15 protein-coding genes are annotated in these 17,734 nt (G+C 61.7%); 8 read left to right on the top strand and 7 right to left on the bottom strand.

Annotation, left to right across the window (positions count from 1 at the left end):
- Positions 1 to 22: 22 nt before the first annotated feature.
- Complete coding sequence (locus BB029_RS06120; protein WP_007904374.1) at positions 23 to 616, top strand: phosphoheptose isomerase; 594 nt, start codon at positions 23 to 25, stop codon at positions 614 to 616.
- Positions 613 to 1,194, top strand: coding sequence for a BON domain-containing protein (locus BB029_RS06115; RefSeq protein WP_027604770.1), 582 nt, complete (start codon positions 613 to 615; stop codon positions 1,192 to 1,194). The genes BB029_RS06120 and BB029_RS06115 overlap by 4 nt, the downstream gene beginning before the upstream one ends.
- 68 nt (positions 1,195 to 1,262) lie before the next feature.
- On the opposite strand, the gene BB029_RS06110 is transcribed toward BB029_RS06115, so the two are convergent.
- Together BB029_RS06110 and BB029_RS06105 are read right to left on the bottom strand one after the other, a co-directional pair.
- A complete protein-coding gene (locus BB029_RS06110; protein ID WP_027604771.1) occupies positions 1,263 to 2,036 on the bottom strand; it encodes an OmpA family lipoprotein in 774 nt (257 codons plus the stop codon).
- Positions 2,037 to 2,250: 214 nt separating this feature from the next.
- Entirely contained in the window at positions 2,251 to 2,895 is a 645-nt protein-coding gene (locus BB029_RS06105; RefSeq protein WP_065938553.1) for an MBL fold metallo-hydrolase, read from the bottom strand.
- A 144-nt stretch (positions 2,896 to 3,039) separates the two neighbouring features.
- Between BB029_RS06105 and BB029_RS06100 the strand changes: the two genes are divergently transcribed.
- Genes BB029_RS06100 through BB029_RS06085 form a run of 4 tightly spaced genes read left to right on the top strand, consistent with a single transcriptional unit; the run spans position 3,040 to position 6,485 of the window.
- Positions 3,040 to 3,630, top strand: a complete 591-nt coding sequence (locus BB029_RS06100; RefSeq protein ID WP_027604773.1) for a paraquat-inducible protein A — start codon at positions 3,040 to 3,042, stop codon at positions 3,628 to 3,630.
- Positions 3,627 to 4,271, top strand: a complete 645-nt coding sequence (locus tag BB029_RS06095) for a paraquat-inducible protein A (RefSeq protein ID WP_065938552.1) — start codon at positions 3,627 to 3,629, stop codon at positions 4,269 to 4,271. The genes BB029_RS06100 and BB029_RS06095 overlap by 4 nt, the downstream gene beginning before the upstream one ends.
- Positions 4,252 to 5,907 (top strand): intermembrane transport protein PqiB, encoded by a 1,656-nt coding sequence (locus BB029_RS06090; protein WP_065938551.1) that lies wholly within the window; start codon positions 4,252 to 4,254, stop codon positions 5,905 to 5,907. The genes BB029_RS06095 and BB029_RS06090 overlap by 20 nt, the downstream gene beginning before the upstream one ends.
- 17 nt (positions 5,908 to 5,924) lie before the next feature.
- A complete protein-coding gene (locus BB029_RS06085; RefSeq protein ID WP_065938550.1) occupies positions 5,925 to 6,485 on the top strand; it encodes a membrane integrity-associated transporter subunit PqiC in 561 nt (186 codons plus the stop codon).
- 12 nt (positions 6,486 to 6,497) lie between these two features.
- Here the strand turns inward: BB029_RS06085 and BB029_RS06080 are convergent, their stop codons facing one another.
- The 5 genes from BB029_RS06080 to BB029_RS06060 form a co-directional block, all read right to left on the bottom strand.
- Positions 6,498 to 9,227 (bottom strand): LuxR C-terminal-related transcriptional regulator, encoded by a 2,730-nt coding sequence (locus BB029_RS06080; protein ID WP_065938549.1) that lies wholly within the window; start codon positions 9,225 to 9,227, stop codon positions 6,498 to 6,500.
- Between the two features lie 241 nt (positions 9,228 to 9,468).
- Positions 9,469 to 10,833 (bottom strand): DUF1329 domain-containing protein, encoded by a 1,365-nt coding sequence (locus tag BB029_RS06075; RefSeq protein WP_065924270.1) that lies wholly within the window; start codon positions 10,831 to 10,833, stop codon positions 9,469 to 9,471.
- 29 nt (positions 10,834 to 10,862) lie between these two features.
- Positions 10,863 to 12,737, bottom strand: a complete 1,875-nt coding sequence (locus BB029_RS06070) for a DUF1302 domain-containing protein (RefSeq protein WP_065938548.1) — start codon at positions 12,735 to 12,737, stop codon at positions 10,863 to 10,865.
- A gap of 330 nt (positions 12,738 to 13,067) precedes the next feature.
- On the bottom strand, positions 13,068 to 14,750 hold the full coding sequence (locus BB029_RS06065) for a fatty acid--CoA ligase (RefSeq protein ID WP_065938547.1): 1,683 nt from the start codon (positions 14,748 to 14,750) through the stop codon (positions 13,068 to 13,070).
- 265 nt (positions 14,751 to 15,015) lie between these two features.
- Positions 15,016 to 15,648, bottom strand: a complete 633-nt coding sequence (locus BB029_RS06060; protein WP_065938546.1) for a LysE family translocator — start codon at positions 15,646 to 15,648, stop codon at positions 15,016 to 15,018.
- 84 nt (positions 15,649 to 15,732) lie between these two features.
- Here BB029_RS06060 and BB029_RS06055 point away from each other — a divergent pair, with 84 nt between their 5' ends.
- Both BB029_RS06055 and BB029_RS06050 read left to right on the top strand, forming a co-directional pair.
- Positions 15,733 to 16,698: a 2-hydroxyacid dehydrogenase gene (locus BB029_RS06055; RefSeq protein WP_065938545.1), complete on the top strand. Its 966-nt coding sequence runs from the start codon at positions 15,733 to 15,735 to the stop codon at positions 16,696 to 16,698.
- 30 nt (positions 16,699 to 16,728) lie between these two features.
- On the top strand, positions 16,729 to 17,727 hold the full coding sequence (locus BB029_RS06050) for a class I SAM-dependent methyltransferase (protein WP_065938544.1): 999 nt from the start codon (positions 16,729 to 16,731) through the stop codon (positions 17,725 to 17,727).
- Positions 17,728 to 17,734 lie beyond the last annotated feature (7 nt).

Here is a 17,734-nt window from a genome sequence, read left to right as displayed (position 1 = left end):
CGCGCTACTTAAGGTCACACAGATGGACATGCAATCCAGAATTCGCCAGCTTTTCCAGGCCAGCATCGACACCAAGCAACAGGCGATGGACGTACTTGCACCGCACATCGAGCAAGCCAGTCAGGTCATGGTCAATGCCTTGCTCAACGAAGGCAAAATGCTTTCGTGCGGCAACGGCGGTTCGGCCGGCGATGCCCAGCATTTTTCGTCCGAACTGCTCAACCGCTTCGAACGTGAGCGCCCGAGCCTGCCGGCCATCGCCTTGACCACCGATTCGTCGACGATCACCTCGATCGCCAACGACTACAGCTACAACGAAATCTTCTCCAAGCAGATCCGCGCCCTGGGCCAACCAGGCGATGTGCTGCTGGCGATCTCCACCAGCGGCAACTCGGCGAATATTATTCAAGCGATCCAGGCCGCACATGATCGCGAAATGATTGTCGTAGCATTGACCGGACGCGACGGCGGCGGCATGGCCTCGCTGCTGCTGCCCGAAGATGTGGAGATTCGCGTCCCGGCCAATGTCACCGCACGTATTCAGGAAGTCCACCTGCTGGCGATCCATTGCCTGTGCGATCTGATCGACAGCCAACTGTTTGGGAGTGAAGAATGACCGTTAACCGCCTCGGCCTTTTGGCCATTACGTTGTGCCTCGGCATCAGCGGCTGCAGCACGGCAATCACTGCGACACGTGACACCCCTATTCAGGATGACAAGGGCACCCGCACCTTCGGCAGCAAGATTGATGACTCGCTGATCGAAACCAAGGTCGAGGTCAACATTGCCAAAGCCGCCACGGACCTGGGCAACGGTGCTTCACGCATCGTCGTGACCAGCTTCAACGGCGTGGTACTGCTCGCAGGCCAAACGCCACGCGCCGACCTCAAGGCCCAGGCCGAACAGGCGGCCTCAGCCGTACAGCGGGTCAAGAAGGTCCACAACGAATTGCAGGTCATGGACCCGATCACCCTGCTGGCCATCAGCAACGATGCCCTGCTGACGACCAAGATCAAGGCACAGATGCTGACCGACAACGCGATTCCCGGCTCGCGGATCAAAGTGGTCACCGATAACGGCATCGTCTACCTGATGGGCCTGCTGACCCAGGCGGAAGCCACGCGCGCAGCCAACCTGGTGCAGGGCGTATCCGGCGTGCAGAAGATCGTCAAGGTGTTCGAGTACATCGATTGATGTAAGCGCCAGCCATGAAAAAGGGCGCCATGCATTCACTGCATGGCGCCCTTTTTAGTGACCAGCGTTTATTGGTATTGCTGGTACGGGTTGCCCTGGAACTGGTTGTTCTGCTGCGGCGCTTGCTGCTGCGCGCCAGGCTGGCCGTACTGCTGGCCGGGGATCGGGCCGAGGTTCACTTCTACGCGACGGTTCTGCGCACGACCGTTCACGTCGGCGTTGCTGGCTATCGGGTTATCCGGGCCGGCACCGCGCGCACTGAGGTTGGCACCATTGACGCCTTGGGACGTCAGGTAGTTGGCCACGCTCTGGGCACGGCGCTGGGACAGGTCCATGTTCAGTTGGCGGCTGCCGGTGCTGTCGGTGTAACCGACGATCTGGATGGTGTTCTGGTTGAACTGCTTGAGGGAGTTGGCCAGGTTGTTCAGCGGCTGGTAGAAGCTGCTGGAGATCGCGTCCGAGTTGGTGGCGAAGGTGATGTTACCCGGCATGATCAGCTTGATCTGGTCGCCCTGGCGCTGAACTTCAACCCCGGTATTGGCCATGCTCTCACGCAGTTTCTTTTCCTGCTGGTCGGCGTAGTAGCCGTAACCCGCGGCGCCGGCACCCGCAACCACGGCGCCGATCAGCGCGCCCTTGCCACGGTTGTTATGGTCGATGGCAGCACCCGCCAATGCACCGGCCAGGGCACCCAGGCCACCGTACTTGGCGGTCTTGCTCATACCGCTGGATTCATTATTCGCCTGTCCCTGGCTGCCACCGCCATAAGGATTAGGTGAAGCGCAGCCGGACAACAGGGCTACGGCGGTAGCGACAACAAGCAGACGACGCGGAGTGAACATGAAGGGAGCTCCTACTTTTGCATTCTGTGGTGCAAAGGACATTGGCAATGGACCCGTGCCGAGTTTGGAACGCGACAAACGGTAAAAATTCCGTGGGCGCGCCCAGTGCTGTAACAAAACATTCGGGTCTTGCGTTGCTACAGAAACCGTAGCAGACACATGCTGAACGCGGCCTGAGTTTTTGCTACAGCGGATTGCCGTTCGAACAATTGCTTCACGCCCGCACAAATGGGTTCTCACGCATCTCGTCACCCAGGCGCGTGTCCGGGCCATGGCCGGTCACCACCGTCGCGCCCTCGTCCAGCGTGTAGAGCCGTTGCTTGATCGAACGCACGATCGTCGCCTGGTCCCCGCCCCACAAATCCGTACGCCCAACACCGCGCCGAAACAGCGTGTCCCCGGCAATCAGCAGCTTGGCATCGGCAAACCAGAAGCTCATCGAGCCTGGCGTGTGCCCCGGTGTATGCAACGCCACACCGCACCCACAGGCCAACGCCTCATCATCGGCCAGCCAGCGATCCGGCGACGGCACCGGCGTGTAGGGCACACCAAACATCTGGCACTGCATCTCCAGGTTGTCCCAGAGAAACTGGTCTTCCTTGTGCAGGTGCAGGGTGGCACCGGTCTTTTCCTTCAATTGCCCCGAGGCCAGGAAGTGATCGAGATGGGCATGGGTGTGGATGATGCTCACCACTTTCAGGTCCAGGGCATCGAGGCGCGCCAGGATCAATTCATGATTGCCACCCGGGTCGACCACGATGGCCTTTTTGGTGATGGGGTCGCCAATGATCGTGCAGTTGCACTGCAACGGGCCGACCGGGAAGGTTTCGCGGATCAGCGCGGCTTTTTCAATATTCATCGATGCTCCTGCGGGCGCTATGGCATATTCCACACAGTATGGTTGACGAGGCGCCAGACCTGAAGAGCAGCGACTGCTAAGCTTTCCCACGCCATCGAAAAACAACCCAGGCCCCCGCCACCGTGCCGCGTTGGAGCGATCCCCATGGCGAATCAACTGATCATCTGCGAGCACTGCGACTGTGTGTACGAAAAAGTCACGCTCGCCAAACATCAAAAAGCCCACTGCATACGTTGCGCAGGCGTGCTCCAGCGCTACAACGGCCTGACCGTGCAACAGCGTCTCGCCCTGACGCTGACGGCTGCGGTGCTGTGGACGTTCGCCAATTTCTATCCCGTGATGAGTATCAGCCTGCAAGGCCTGAAAAGCAGCGCCACGCTATGGGACTCGGTAGTAGCGCTGAGCCTGGGGCCGATCACGTTTATCGCGTTGGTGGCGGCCATTTCCATCATCATCGCGCCGGTGTTCCAGTTGCTGCTGCTGATGTGGGTCTTGAGCTTCGCCCTCGCGGGCAAGCGCTCACCGGCGTTCCGATTGTGCATGCGTTGGCTGGAGGCACTCAGGCCCTGGAGCATGCTGGAGGTGTGCCTGCTCGGGGCAATGGTGGCGGTGTTCAAGCTGGCCGGCATGCTTGATGTGATCCCCGGCACCGGCCTGTTTGCCCTGGCCGTGCTCAGCCTGTTACTGATCCGCATTGCCGGGCGTGATGTGCGCGACCTGTGGGACAGCGTATGAGCACACCGCCGACGGCCAGCGAGCTCGGCCTGTGCCTCTGTCACAGTTGCGGATTGTCCTGCGACCTGCGCGACGGGCCGACCGAATGCGAGCGCTGCGGCGCGCCCTTGCACCGGCGCAAGGTCAGTTCCCTGACGCGCACCTGGGCCTACATGCTTACCGCGCTGGCGTTCTATGTGCCGGCCAATCTCCTGCCGGTGATGAACACCACCATGCTCGGCTCGGGGGCGGACAGCACCATCATGAGCGGGGTGCTGGAGTTCTGGCAGCACGGCGCGTGGGACATCGCGCTGATTATTTTCATCGCCAGCATCGCAGTGCCCGGCATCAAGTTTGTGTCCCTGGCCCTGCTGCTGGTCACCGTGCAGCGCAATAGCCTTTGGGCACGCAAGGAACGTTCGAAGCTGTTCCGCTTCGTCGAACTGATTGGCTACTGGTCGATGCTGGACGTCATCGTGGTCGCGCTGGTGGCCGCGCTGGTGAAGTTCCAGGCCCTGGGCACCATCGAGCCGCGCCTGGGCATCCTGTTTTTCGGCCTGGTGGTGGTGTTTACCATGCTGGCCGCCATGAGCTTCGATCCGAGGCTGATCTGGGAAACCCCACACAACAAGGAGACCGCGGATGACGTCACATCCCACTGACACCCCGCAAGCCCCAGGATCGCCTGCAATCAAGACACGGCGCTTCAGCGTTTCGCTGGTGTGGATCGTGCCGATCGTCGCGGTGCTGGTGGGGATTTCGCTGGTGGTACACAGCATCCTCCAGCAGGGCCCGACCATCACCCTCAATTTCAAGACCGGCAGCGGTCTGACCGCGAACAAAACCGAGGTCAAGTACCGCAACGTGGTGATCGGCCAGGTGACCGACGTCGCCTTGAGCGACGACCAGAAGAGCGTCAACGCCACGGTTCAACTGGCCAAGCAGGCCGAAAGCTTCACCCGCGCCGATTCACAGTTCTGGGTGGTGCGCCCGCGTATCGGCGCCGGCGGCGTATCCGGCATCGACACCCTGCTCTCCGGCGACTACATCGGTGCCGACATCGGCCAATCGGAGACCCGTGCCAAGCAGTTCAAAGGCCTGGAAAACCCGCCGCCCATCACCTACGGCGAGCCTGGCAAGCGTTTCACGCTGCACACGCAGACCCTCGGCTCGCTGGATATCGGCTCACCGGTGTACTACCGCAAAATCGAGGTCGGCCAGGTGGTGGCCTACGAGTTGGATGCCGAAGGCAAGGGTGTCAATGTCGAGGTGTTCGTGCATGCGCCCAATGATGCCTATGTCACCGAAAACACGCGTTTCTGGAATGCCAGCGGGGTTGACCTGAGCGTGGGCGCCAATGGCTTCGCGCTGAAGACCGAATCGCTTTCGTCCATGCTGGTCGGCGGCATCGCCTTTCGGGCGCCGCCGTACAGCCCCAACGACAAACCGGCCGACGAGGCACGTACCTTTGAGCTCTTCGACGACCAGGACAGCGCCCTCGCCCCACCCAATGGCGAGGGGCAATACATGGCCCTGCGCTTCGACCAGGCATTGCGCGGGCTCAAGGTCGGGGCGCCGGTGGAGTTCCTCGGCGTCGAGTTTGGCAAGGTGGTGTCGATCAACCTGGACTTCGATGCCAGTAAACGCAGCTTCCCACTCAACGTCGGTATCGTGATCTATCCACAGTTGCTCGGGCAGGCCCACACCAAACTGCTCAAGGTCATGAACCATGACCCCAACGATGAGGCCGCCGGCGTACGGCTGATCGGCTCGTTCATCGAAAATGGCCTGCGCGCCCAGGCGCGCAGCGGCAACCTGTTGACCGGCCAGTTATACATCGCGCTGGACTTCTACCCGAAAGCCGAGAAGGTCAAATTTGACCCCAGCCTGCGACCGGTCAGCATTCCAACCATTCCCGGCAACCTCGAGCAACTGCAGGAAAAACTCGAGAGCATCGTCAACAAGATCAACCAACTGCCGATCGAACGCATTGCCGGCAACCTCGACAGCAACCTGGTCGAGCTGCGCAAAGGCCTGACCCAATTCAATGCCAAGACCCTGCCCGGCGTGCAGAACACCCTCGCTGACGTGAGCAAGACGCTGCAATCGGCCAGTTCCACCCTGGCCGAGGACTCACCGCAGCGTGAACAGCTGACCCAGACCCTGGATGAACTGGGGCGCATGTCACGCTCCCTGCGCGAACTGTCGGACTACCTGGGCCGTCACCCGGAATCGCTGATTCGCGGCCGCCCCGACAACGCCGCGCCCCTGGACCTGCAAGGACCACCGCGCAAATGACCCCTGGAGCAAACGCCATGACGTTTCCGTTGAAAATCACAGTGGTCGGTATGCTGCTGTTGCTGGCGGCGTGCAGCAGTACGCCGATTACCTTTCATACGCTGACACCGGCGCACTGGAATACGGCCACGGGAGCCGACGCAGGCAGCATCCGGATTGAAAGCATCACCGTTCCCCCCCAGGTCGACCGACCGCAGATTGTGATCCGCCAGGGCGACAGTGGCGTGGCGATCCTAGAAACCCAGTGGTGGGCCGCGAGCCTCGCGGATGAGCTGAGGAGTGCGCTGGTGGACCAACTGGCCAATAGCAACCCTCGACAATCGATGTTGTTGCGTCTTGAAGTACAGCGCTTTGACTCCGTGCCCGGCCAATACGCGCTGCTCGACGTCAAATGGCGCCTGCGCCCGGCCGGGGGCACCGAGCGCCCACCGCTGACCTGCCGGACCACGTTGCAGTCGCCCGCCGGGCCGAGCATCGACAACGTGGTGCTCGCCCATCAAAACAATCTCAAGCGCTTTGCCGCGCAGGTCAGCCAGGCGGTCGACAGGTCAGCCGGCCAGTGCCCGACGACACCGTAAACCGCCCGGCACTTACGCCAGCAAGCCCATGGCCTTGGCTCGCGCCACGGCCTGGGTGCGTCGCTCCACCCCAAGTTTGCTGTTGATGTGGCTGGCGTGGGTCTTGACGGTGTGCAGGGAGATAAACAGCTGGTTGCTGATTTCCTGGTTGGAGCAGCCTTGGGCGATCAGTTGCAGGACCGCCAGCTCACGCGTGCTCAGGGTTTCGTGGCCAGTCGTGACCTCGGGCGTCACGGCCGCCGGGAGAAGCGCGAGCAGGCTCTGGTGCAACACACCTTGCGGGTCTTTGCCCAATTGCTCACGCATCCAGTCCGGATGCCCGTCCAACAAGCGCTGGAACGGCTGTAACGCGCCCCCGGCACCCGCCTCGAACGCCTGGGCCAGCACCGGCCGCGCCCTGGCTTCCTGGCCGCACTCGAGCAGCAACTGGGCCTGCTGGGTCAGCGCCATCAGGGCAATCATCTGGCGCCCGCTGTTGCGGGCCTGTTGCGCCAGTGCCTCGAGCCGCTCCAGCGCCGCCAGGGGCTGATGGCGCACGGCATCGAGGGCGGCTTGTTGCAGCCCGATATGTTGCGGCAAGTGCGGGTGGAATTCCGGTGCAGCAGCGGCCTGTTCGCCGTGGTAAGTCTGCCCCAGGCGCGTCAGCCAGGCATCCGCGAGATCGGTGCGGCCCTGGGCCAGCCACAGTTCGCATTTGATCAGGGTAATCATCGCCAGGTAGTAGATCGGCGGCACATCCCAGATATGCATCAGGCGCTCGGCTTCGGCGAGTTCGGCGAAGGCTTTGGGAAAGTCATGGCGCCGCCCTTCGAAGCTGGCGATCACGCAATGGCCGATCAGCACGCTGATATCGCGACAGGCCCGCGCCTCGGCCAGGCCTGCGCGCAGGAGGGCAATGCCGGTTTCGGGCTGGTTGCGCACCAACAGCAAATAGCCTTCGTAGAGCGACAGCCGCGCACGCACCGCATACAGTCGTTGCGGTGCCAGGCCGTGCAGGCGCTGCTGGCCCTGGCGCACCTCATCGAGGGCGCGCAGGATTTCGCCACGGGCCTGCAGCACCCGTGCACGGTCGTAATGGGCCAGGGCTTCGAACAACGGGTTGCCGACCCGCTGCGCCAGTTCCAGGGATTCGCGGTTCAGGCCACGGGCGCGCCACAAATCGCCATCGGCAATGGCCAGGTTGGACAGGGTCGACAGGCACACCAGGCGCTGGCCGTAACGCCGTTGCGGCAGGCTGTCCAACGCCTCGCTGCAATAGCGCTGCGTCAATTCACGGTCGCCGCGACCGCGGGCGATAATCCCGCTCAGCGCCAGCCACTGGGCCAGCATCGAGCGCTGTGCGGTGGCCGAGGGCGCCGGCAGGAAGCGACTGAGGTACGCGGACAGCTCCTGCGCCGCGTCCAACTGGCAGGCCAGTGCCAACGCCCAGCTGTACAGCACAATCAGGCGCGGCGTGCTGATCAGCAGGCTGTCGGGCAAGTCCATTTTCCAGCGCAGCAACATGCCGACATTCTGCTCGGCAAGCAGTTGTTCTTCGGACAGGTTCTGCACCAGGTTGGCCGCCACGTCGAGGTGCCCGGCGCGCAACGCCTGCTCCACCGCCTCGTCGATCAAGCCCTGGGCGTTGAACCAACGGCACGCGCGCAGATGCAGGCTGGCGGCCGGCAAGACATTGCTGCTCGCGCGACGGGTGCGCAGCAGGTCGGAGAACAAATGGTGATAACGGTACCAGTGCCCCTGCTCGTCCAGGGGCACCAGGAACACCTGGTGGGCTTGCAGGTAACGCAGAATCTCGGCGCTGTCATGGGCTTCGCGCACGGCATCGCACAACTCGCTGCAAAAACGCTCCTGGGGCGCGGTGTCGAACAGGAACGCCTGCACTTCGGGTGGCAGGCAGTCGATCACTTCTTCCAGCAGGTAGTCGCGGATCAGCCCTTCCCCACCGTGCAGGCTTTGCGGCAAGGCGTCCTCGCTGCCGGCTTCGGAAGCCGCCAGCAGCCAAAAGCGCAGACCGGCCACCCAGCCTTCGCTGCGGCGGATGAGATTGTCGAGGGCTTCACCACTCAAGGAACTGCTGTGGCGATCCAGCAACGCCTGGGATTCGGCATGGGTCAGGCGCAGGTCTTGCTCGTGCAACTCCAGCAAATGCCGTGACAACCGCAATCGCGCCAGATGCCAGTCCGGGCGCTGGCGGCTGGTGACCAGCACCACCAGGCCATCGGGCAAATGGTTGAGGAAGAATTGCAGGCAACGGTCCAGCACCGGCCCCTGGGCCAGATGGTAGTCATCCAGCACCAGCAACAATGGCGCACGGGTGGACAGGTGAACGGTCAGCTCATCGAGCAGGCCGTCAAGCCACTCTTCAAACGCAAAGGGTTGATGGCGCTGGCGCATTTTCAGCAAGCCCAGGGATTGGGTGCCGAGTGCCGGGAAGTAGTGCTGCAACCCTTCGAGCAGGCGCTCAAGAAAACGCCCCGGGTCGTTGTCCCGTGGGCTCAGGCCCAGCCACAGGCTTTGCCAGTGAGCCGGCAGACCCTGGCAGAACTCCACCGCCAACGAGCTCTTGCCGAACCCGGCCGGTGCGCAGACCAGCAGCAACCGCCCTTCCAGGCCGGCGCCCAGCCGTTCACACAGGCGCGGGCGCAGCACGTAGCCATCAGGCAGCGGAGGCCTGTAGAAGCGACCTTCCAGGGTCGGGATTACCCGGCTGGCAGGCCCTTGGATTCGGGACAGATCAGTCATCGCCGGGCTCTTGTAGAAGGCTGTTGTCGGCATTGCAGATGTCCGCAGACTAGCGGTAAAAGCGGCGGGTTTGTAGATCTTTGCAACATTTGCCTGAAAAAGAACTGAGACAAGAAATATCGCCGCAAACAAAAAGTGGAAGGGGGCTTGATCCCGATAGAGGCGGATCAGTCAATGCTCCGCTGACTGTCACATCGCTATCGGGGGCAAGCGCCCTCCCACCTTGCGTTACTCGTGCAGCTTAGCGAACACCATCCTGGCGCAGGGCCGCCGGGGTGAAGTCGCTGGTGGTGGCGGTGAAGCCGAAGTCATAGGCCTGCTTCTCTTCGTTCTTCATGCCCAGGGCCAGGTAGCGGCCGGACTGCAGGTCGTAGAGGGTTTCCAGGGCGTACCACGGCACTTGCTTGTCGTAGTAGTTCTCGGCATGGGCTTCGGCGACACGCCACAGTTGGCCACGGCCGTCGTAGTGGTCGATCACTGCGGCTTGCCAGGTGTCTTCGTCGATGTAGAAGTCACGCTTGGCATAGATGTGGCGCTGGCCTTCCTTCAAGGTCGCGACCACGTGCCAGACACGGCGCAGCTCGTAGCGTGCCAGGTCCTGGTTGATGTGGCCGGCCTTGATGATGTCGGCGTACTTGAGCTTCGGATCGTCGATCTTGTAGCTGTTGGAGGCGATGTAGATTTCCTTCTTGCCTTCCAGTTTCCAGTCGTAGCGGTCCGGCGCACCGTTGTACATGTCGAGGTTGTCAGAGGTACGCAGGCCGTCGGCGGCGGTACCCGGCCCGTCATAGGACACTTGCGGCGCCCGGCGCACGCGGCGCTGGCCGGCGTTGTAGACCCACGCCGAACGCGGCTCCTTCACCTGGTCCAGGGTTTCGTGCACCAGCAGCACACCACCGGCCAGACGTGCCGGGGCGGTCACTTGCTGCTTGAAGTAGAACAGCACGTTACCCGGGTTCTTAGGGTCGAAGTCCTTCATCTTGTCGCGGAACACGAACTGGTCGCGGAAGTACACCAGGCTGTAGGAGCCGTTGGTTTGCGGCGTGGCCTGGGTCACCAGGCGGGTCACGCTGCCACCGCGATAACGGGTGATGTGGTTCCAGATGACTTCCACGCCGCTTTTCGGGATCGGGAACGGTATGGCGGTTTCGAAGTTTTCCAGGCCGTTGCCGCCAGACACGAGGTTGGTGGTGGTGGCGTTCTTCTTGATGGAGGCGAACACATCGGCCGGTACGGTAGCGCCGCGATGGGTCGGGTAGACCGGCATCTTGAAGGTTTCCGGGTAACGCTTGAACATCGCGTACTGCCCCGGTGCCAGCTTGTCCTTGTACTGCTCGACGTTCTGCGCGGTGATGGTGAACTGCGGTTGCTCACTGGCGTACGGGTTGGCGAGGAAACCTTTGGCATCCACAGCGCCGGCGTTGGTCGGCATCGGCGACCATTTCGGGATGGTGCCGGCCGCGTTACCGGCCATTTCCGCGCCCATCGGCGTCAGGGTCGTGCCCAGCTTGGCGGCTTCATCCGCCGACACTGCCGCCATGACATTGCTCGCCAGGATCGACAGCCCAAGCACACCCACATGCAACAGACTTTTGGTTATTTTCATGTTCTGGTCTTCCTGAAAATACAGTGTGCTTAGAAGTTGGCGCCGAAGCTCAGGGCGACGAAGTCGCGGTCACTTGAGGTGTTGAAGTCGCCACCAAAGAAGTTGGTGTAGGCAAGGCTCGCCGTGTAGGTGTTCTGATACTCAGCGTCCAACCCCAGGCTCACCGCTTTGCGGCCCTCTTCAAAGTTGCCACCAGGGCCTGGCGAATAACCACTCACGTCATGTGACCACGCCACGTTGGGCTTGAGGTTCACACCGGCAAAGACATCCGGGTACTCCCAGATTGCCCGGCCACGGTAGCCCCAGGACGTGGACGTGGTGAAACCATCATTATTGCAATTGGCAGTGCGGTTGCTGGCATCGGTGCCAGGGCCGGCCCCCGTGATCGTGCCGGAGTTAAGCGTTGCACAGAGAGCACCTTGTCCAGGGCCATACACCGGGTCACGTCCGTAACGCGCTTTGTCACGGCTTTCCAAGCCACCCACGTGTGTCACACCCACCTCGCCGACCAACGTCAGGCGGCTGGCACCCATGACTTGATCGAAAAAGTGCGTAAAGGTTGTCTGGAACTGAGTGATTTCCTTACGGCGATAGCCATTCAGATCGGTGTCGGCGGCGCCCTTGAGCGGAGAGGCTGCGCCCAGGCCGATCAGTGGCGTGACGCCTGCATACAGAATATCCGTGGTGTTGAGCTGCACCGGAGCGTTAGGACGGTAGCTGAGTTCGCCGCTCCATGCCGTACCGGTAGGCAACGTCGTGGAGAAACTCAAACCGTAGAGACGGATGTCCTCGGGGTATTCAACAAAGTAACTGGAGTTGCCTGCGACGATGAGAGGGCGCAGGCCAACTGCCGGAGTAGGCGTCAAGGCATTGGCCGCTGCATAGGTTCCGGCTGACGCTCCGCGGGCACTGAAAATCGGTGCACGGCTGTGATAGTTCATGAAATAAGCGCCGAACTCGGTGTCCAGCGGTTCGTAGTTGTAGTGGAACGCCACGCCGAATTGGCCGCTGTCACGCGCATCGCGATCAGGCCCACGCTTAACCAGAACGCCCTCTTCGTTGACGTTGACCCCGAAGTTGTTCAGCAACGGCAGCGCGCCGGGTTGAGTCGCGAGAAACGAACGCTTGCTGAGCAGTCGAAGGTTGTCCGTGCAACCATCGGAAATAACATCAGGTTGAGAGAAGAACGTCCCACAGTTATCCGTGACGGTCTGGTCCCATTCCAGTTGATAGAACGCTTCTGCCGACAGGTTATCGGTCAGGGTTTGCGACACATAGAACATGTTGACCGGAATCAGGCCTTCCTTGATTTCGGCCCCCGGACGACGGAACGCGGACACGTCAATCGGGTTGATGGAGTTGATGCCGCCGCCGATGAATGTACTTTCACCCCAGCTCACTACCTGTTTACCGAACCGCACGTTGCCGGGCTGATCGGCAATGGAATAGTTATGGTAGATGAACGCATCGAGAATCTGCCCACCGGAAGACTTGGCGCCCTCCTTGCGGTTGTTGTCGCTGATGTCCTTGAACTCCCGACTTTCATCCTTGAGTTCGAAGTCATACCAGTACTTGCCGCGCACAAACACACCGGTATCGCCGTACTTCAGTTCCAGATCGTGGATACCCTTGAAGATCTTCGAGAACGTTTCGCCACGCTTGAAGTTCAAGTGGCCGTCATCGGAGGTCTGGGACAGCCCCTTGCCGCCGTTATTGACGCCGATAAGATCTCGGTCGGGCTTGGCCGTCGACCAGCTCGCCCCCACAGACAGCGACGAGTCAAAACTCCCTTCGATTTCACCGATATTGAAACTGACGCCGAATGCGGGCCCGGCGAGCGTAGAGGCGAGACTGACGGCCAGGGGCAGTCTTGCCCGGCGCCAGAACTGGTTTACTGAGGTCATCGACGCTACTCCATGTGCATTATTGTTATGGCAGTGAGTTTGTTCTGTGATGCTTGTAACGGCCGGAATACAACGATTCCAATGCCGCCTGGCAACTGAACCTCCATGGCCCGAAGCGACGCATCCTTGAAAAACTCTGGGTGGGACTATAGCCAGCAGGGGGTACCGCTTGATCCCTCTAAAGTGTGATTTGCATCACCAACCCGTCTGCCACAGCCCTTTCGCCATGTCGGCGAAGGCCGACGCGGCAAGGATGGCTGAAAATTGGCAAATCACAAGTGAAGGCGCGAGATAGAGCATCGCCGTGCCACAAGGGCACGGCAAATCAGCTCAGAGGGTGGACAGGAAGGTGCTGTTGTTGGCCTGCCATTCAATGATGTCAATACGGATACGTTTTTTGTCGAGCTTGCCGACACTGGTCTTGGGAATTTCCGTAACAACGGCGATCTGGCTCGGAATCGCCCACTTGCTCAAATGGCCCAGTTCGACAAAAGGCTTGAGGTGTTCCTTGAGCTCGCGGGCCCCAATCTCATGGCCATCACGCACCACCAGCAACGCAAACGGACGCTCGCCCCACTGCGGGTCGGCGATGCCCACCACCGCTACTTCGCGTACCGCCGGGTGACGGCTGACCAGGTCTTCGAGGGCCAGGGAGGAGATCCACTCGCCGCCGGTCTTGATCACGTCCTTGATGCGGTCGCGGATATCGATCACCCCAAATGCATCGAGGGTGGCCACGTCGCCGGTGTGCATCCAGCCACCCGCCCACAGCTCGGCGCCCTTCTGCGGCTCGTTGTAATACCCCTCGGTCAGCCACGGCGCGCGCAGCACCAACTCACCCTGGGACTCGCCGTCGGCAGGCAGGAAATTGCCCTCGGCGTCCATGATCGCCGCTTCCACCAACGGCCCGGGCACGCCGGCCTTGATGCGGTAGCTGATGCGCTCGTCCTCGGTGCCAGCTATCAGTTCCTCGTTGAGGTGGGCACAGGACACCAGCGGGCCGGTCTCGGACATGCCGTACGCGGCGGTGAGCTGAATCCCGCGGGCCTTTGCCGCCTCATACAGCGTGCGGTTGAGCGCACTGCCGCCGATGACGATTTTCCAGCCGCCAAAATCGACGCCTTGGGCAGCCTTGGCGTTGAGCACCATTTGCAGGATGGTCGGCACGCAGTGGGAAAAGGTGACCTTCTCCTTGCGCCACAGCTCCACCAGGTATTCCGGGTCGTAGCGGCCGGGGTAGACCTGCTTAAGGCCAAGCATGGTCGCCACATACGGCAGGCCCCAGGCATGCACGTGGAACATCGGCGTGATCGGCATGTACACGTCGTTGGTGCCCAGCAGGCGCACACTGTCGACGCTGCCCATGATGGTCGCCACGCCGATGGTGTGCAGCACCAGCTGGCGATGAGTGAAGTACACGCCCTTGGGGTTGCCGGTGGTACCGGTGGTGTAGAAGGTGGTGGCGACGGAGTGTTCGTCGAAGTCCTGGAAATCGTACTTCGGGCTGGCGGCGGCCAGCAGGGTTTCATACTCACCGACCAGGTTGGGCAACTCGGCGGTCTTGGCTTCGCCGTCGGTGAGCAGCAGCGTCTTGTCGACGGTGGCGAGCTGCCCGGCAATGGCCTGGTAGAGCCCCACGAACTCGCTGTTGACCAGCACGAAGCGGTCCTCGGCGTGGTTCATGGTGTAGAGAATCTGTTCCGGCGACAGGCGCACATTGATGGTGTGGATCACCGCGCCGATCATCGGGATGGCGAACATGCATTCCAGGTAACGATGACTGTCCCAATCCATCACCGCCACAGTGTCACCGGCCTTGACCCCGGCTGCGGTAAGCACGTTGGCCAGGCGCGCGACGCGCTCGATCAAGGTGGGGTAGGTGTAGCGCAGCTTGTCGCGATAGACAATTTCCCGGGTCTTCTCGTAACGGGTACCGGACATCAACAGGCGCTTGATCAACAGCGGGTATTGATACGCACCTTCGGCGGGCGGAATAACACGGGTCTGCAACATACGAATCCCTTTTATGACTGCACGGTCTTGGCTTGAAGACCTGCACTGTAGAGAGGTTATGTTTCAGCTAAATCAGCCAAAGGAATGATTTGCAGAGGCTGGGGAATGCTAGCTTTGAGCCATTATTCAGGGACAATGGAGGTCAAATGTGGGAGGGGGCTTGCTCCCGATGGCGGTGAATCAGTCAATACACGTGTCGACTGAAGCACCGCCATCGGGAGCAAGCCCCCTCCCACACTGGATTGTGTTTACTTGAGAACAGCGTTTATTTCGCGCTGGTAAACGCCAACTTCACCCCAATCGCAATCAACACCGCTCCCATGGTCCGATCAAACCAATGCCCCATCCGCGCAAACCCGGCGCGCACGCGCTGCTGGCTGAACAACATCGCCACCAGGCAGAACCACAACGCCGTCGCCACCGCCAGGTACACGCCGTAGCCAGCCTGAATCGCCAGCGGGGTGTGCGGGTTGATCACCACGGTGAACAGCGACAGGAAGAACAACGTCGCCTTGGGGTTCAGGCCGTTGGTGACGAAGCCTGCGGTAAACGCGCCGCGCGGGGTGCGCTCGCCCGCTTCGCGGTGCAACTCGCCCTCGGCGGCAGGCTTGGCCGGTTTGGCGCGCAGGGCCTTGAAGCCGATGTACAGCAGGTAGGCGGCCGCCGCCCATTTCAGTGCGTTGAACAACACGATGGACTGGGACACGATCAGGCCGATGCCGAGCAGCGAATAGCCCACGTGCAGGAAAATCGCCGAGCCCACGCCCAACGCAGTCCAGGTTCCGGCGCGGCGGCCGTGGGTCACGCTCTCACGCACCACCACCGCAAAATCCGGGCCGGGGCTGGCCACCGCCAACAGGTGAATCAGGGCTACGGTCAAAAACTCGGCGGCGTACATACTCACTCCATTAAGTAACGGATTATTTCATCTGGTAGGCTCGGCAGATTACGCCTTCGAACCCTGTCGCAAAAGGTACAGTTGATGACGAACAATCGCCGCGCCGTCTTCCTTGATCACCCGTCCCTGGATCTGGGCGACCTCGACCTCAGCGAGTTGCACGGCAGCTTCAGCGACTTGCAGTTGTTGACGGGCACCACGCCGCAGAATGTGGTCGAGCGCCTGCAAGGCGCGCAGGTGGCGATCAGTAACAAAATCCCGCTCAACAGCGAGACCCTGGGGGCCTGCCCGGAACTCAAGTTGATCCTGGTATCGGCCACCGGCACCAACAACATTGACCTGGAAGCCGCCCGCGCCCATGGCATCACCGTGAGCAACTGCCAGGGCTACGGCACACCGTCGGTGGCGCAGCACACGATTATGCTGTTGCTCAACCTGGCGACGCGGCTACAGGACTATCAGCGCGATGTGAGCGCCGGCAAATGGCAAGAGGCCAAACAGTTCTGCCTGCTGGACCACCCGATTGTCGAGCTGGAAGGCAAGACCCTCGGCCTGCTGGGCCATGGCGAACTGGGCAGTGCCGTGGCACGCCTGGCCGAAGCCTTCGGGATGCGCGTGCTACTCGGCGCGATTCCCGGGCGCCCTGCCCGCGCCGACCGCGTGCCCCTGGATGAACTGCTGGCGCAGGTGGACGCACTCACCTTGCACTGCCCGCTCAATGAACACACCCGGGACTTTATCGGCGCCCGTGAATTGGCGCGGCTCAAGCCCGGCGCGTTTATCGTCAACACCGCGCGCGGTGGCTTGATCAACGAGCAGGCCCTGGCCGATGCCCTGCGCAGCGGCCACCTGGGCGGCGCGGCGACCGATGTGCTGAGTGTTGAGCCCCCGGTCAATGGCAACCCATTGCTGGCCGGCGATATTCCTCGACTGATTGTCACCCCCCACAACGCCTGGGGCAGCCGTGAAGCGCGCCAGCGTATCGTCGGCCAACTGGCGGAAAACGCCCGGGGCTTTTTCAGTGGCGCCCCGCTGCGCGTCGTCAGTTGATAAACTGCGCCCCTTTTCAAGGAGCAGACCATGGATCCGCGCAGTGAAGTACTGCTTCGTCAGGCCGAACTTTTTCAAGGCAACCTGCTGCTGGTGGGCCTGCCCGCCGACGACCTGCTGGGTCGCCTGCCCAACGCCCACGGCTGGTGCTGGCATGCCGGCGACCAGGCGGCGCTCGACGCGCGCTTCCCGGAGCGCAGCCAGTTTGGGGTGAATGCGCCCGAGCGCGGGTTCGAGGCGGCGGTGATCTTCCTGCCCAAGTCCAAGGACCTCACCGATTACCTGCTCAATGCCGTGGCAGCGCGACTGCCCGGCGCCGAACTATTCCTGGTGGGGGAGAAAAAAGGCGGTATCGAAAGCGCCGCCAAGCAGATGGCGCCGTATGGCAAACCGCGCAAGCTCGACAACGCGCGGCATTGCCAACTGTGGCAAATCACCGTGGCCAACGCCCCGCAAGCGGTCGAGCTGGAAAGCCTGGCGCAGGTGTTCGATGTGCCGCTGGCCGAAGGCCCGCTCAAGGTGGTGAGCCTGCCGGGTGTATTCAGCCACGGCCGTCTGGATCGCGGTACCGAGCTGTTGCTGGAGCACTTGGACAAATTGCCGAGCGGCCATTTGCTCGACTTCGGTTGCGGCGCCGGTGTGTTGGGGGCGGCTGTCAAACGTCGCTACCCGCACAACAGCGTAACGATGCTGGACGTGGATGCTTTCGCCGCCGCCAGCAGTCGCCTGACCCTGGCCGCCAACGGTCTGGAAGCGGAGGTATTGACCGGTGACGGCATCGACGCCGCGCCGATGGGGTTGAATGCAATCTTGAGCAATCCACCGTTCCATGTCGGCGTGCACACCGACTATTTCGCCACGGAGAACCTGCTGCGAAAAGCGGCGAAACACCTGGCAAAAGGTGGCGAACTTCGCCTGGTGGCTAACAGCTTCCTGAAGTACCAACCGTTGATCGAAGAGCATCTGGGCGTGTGTGCGGTCAAGGCCGAAGGCAATGGTTTTCGCATCTACCGTGCCAAGCGCGGCTGATAGCCGT

The organism is Pseudomonas sp. S3E12 (genome assembly GCF_001702295.1).
GTDB classification, from domain to species: domain Bacteria; phylum Pseudomonadota; class Gammaproteobacteria; order Pseudomonadales; family Pseudomonadaceae; genus Aquipseudomonas; species Aquipseudomonas marginalis.
This window is presented reverse-complemented; position numbering and strand designations above follow the sequence as displayed.

What these genes read in the sequence shown, in the direction of transcription:
- BB029_RS06120 (WP_007904374.1), top strand. Translation starts at nt 23, where the DNA reads ATGGACATGCAATCCAGAATTCGCCAGCTTTTCCAGGCCAGCATCGAC.
- BB029_RS06115 (WP_027604770.1), top strand. Translation starts at nt 613, where the DNA reads ATGACCGTTAACCGCCTCGGCCTTTTGGCCATTACGTTGTGCCTCGGC.
- BB029_RS06110 (WP_027604771.1), bottom strand. Translation starts at nt 2,036, where the DNA reads ATGTTCACTCCGCGTCGTCTGCTTGTTGTCGCTACCGCCGTAGCCCTG.
- BB029_RS06105 (WP_065938553.1), bottom strand. Translation starts at nt 2,895, where the DNA reads ATGAATATTGAAAAAGCCGCGCTGATCCGCGAAACCTTCCCGGTCGGC.
- BB029_RS06100 (WP_027604773.1), top strand. Translation starts at nt 3,040, where the DNA reads ATGGCGAATCAACTGATCATCTGCGAGCACTGCGACTGTGTGTACGAA.
- BB029_RS06095 (WP_065938552.1), top strand. Translation starts at nt 3,627, where the DNA reads ATGAGCACACCGCCGACGGCCAGCGAGCTCGGCCTGTGCCTCTGTCAC.
- BB029_RS06090 (WP_065938551.1), top strand. Translation starts at nt 4,252, where the DNA reads ATGACGTCACATCCCACTGACACCCCGCAAGCCCCAGGATCGCCTGCA.
- BB029_RS06085 (WP_065938550.1), top strand. Translation starts at nt 5,925, where the DNA reads ATGACGTTTCCGTTGAAAATCACAGTGGTCGGTATGCTGCTGTTGCTG.
- BB029_RS06080 (WP_065938549.1), bottom strand. Translation starts at nt 9,227, where the DNA reads ATGACTGATCTGTCCCGAATCCAAGGGCCTGCCAGCCGGGTAATCCCG.
- BB029_RS06075 (WP_065924270.1), bottom strand. Translation starts at nt 10,833, where the DNA reads ATGAAAATAACCAAAAGTCTGTTGCATGTGGGTGTGCTTGGGCTGTCG.
- BB029_RS06070 (WP_065938548.1), bottom strand. Translation starts at nt 12,737, where the DNA reads ATGACCTCAGTAAACCAGTTCTGGCGCCGGGCAAGACTGCCCCTGGCC.
- BB029_RS06065 (WP_065938547.1), bottom strand. Translation starts at nt 14,750, where the DNA reads ATGTTGCAGACCCGTGTTATTCCGCCCGCCGAAGGTGCGTATCAATAC.
- BB029_RS06060 (WP_065938546.1), bottom strand. Translation starts at nt 15,648, where the DNA reads ATGTACGCCGCCGAGTTTTTGACCGTAGCCCTGATTCACCTGTTGGCG.
- BB029_RS06055 (WP_065938545.1), top strand. Translation starts at nt 15,733, where the DNA reads ATGACGAACAATCGCCGCGCCGTCTTCCTTGATCACCCGTCCCTGGAT.
- BB029_RS06050 (WP_065938544.1), top strand. Translation starts at nt 16,729, where the DNA reads ATGGATCCGCGCAGTGAAGTACTGCTTCGTCAGGCCGAACTTTTTCAA.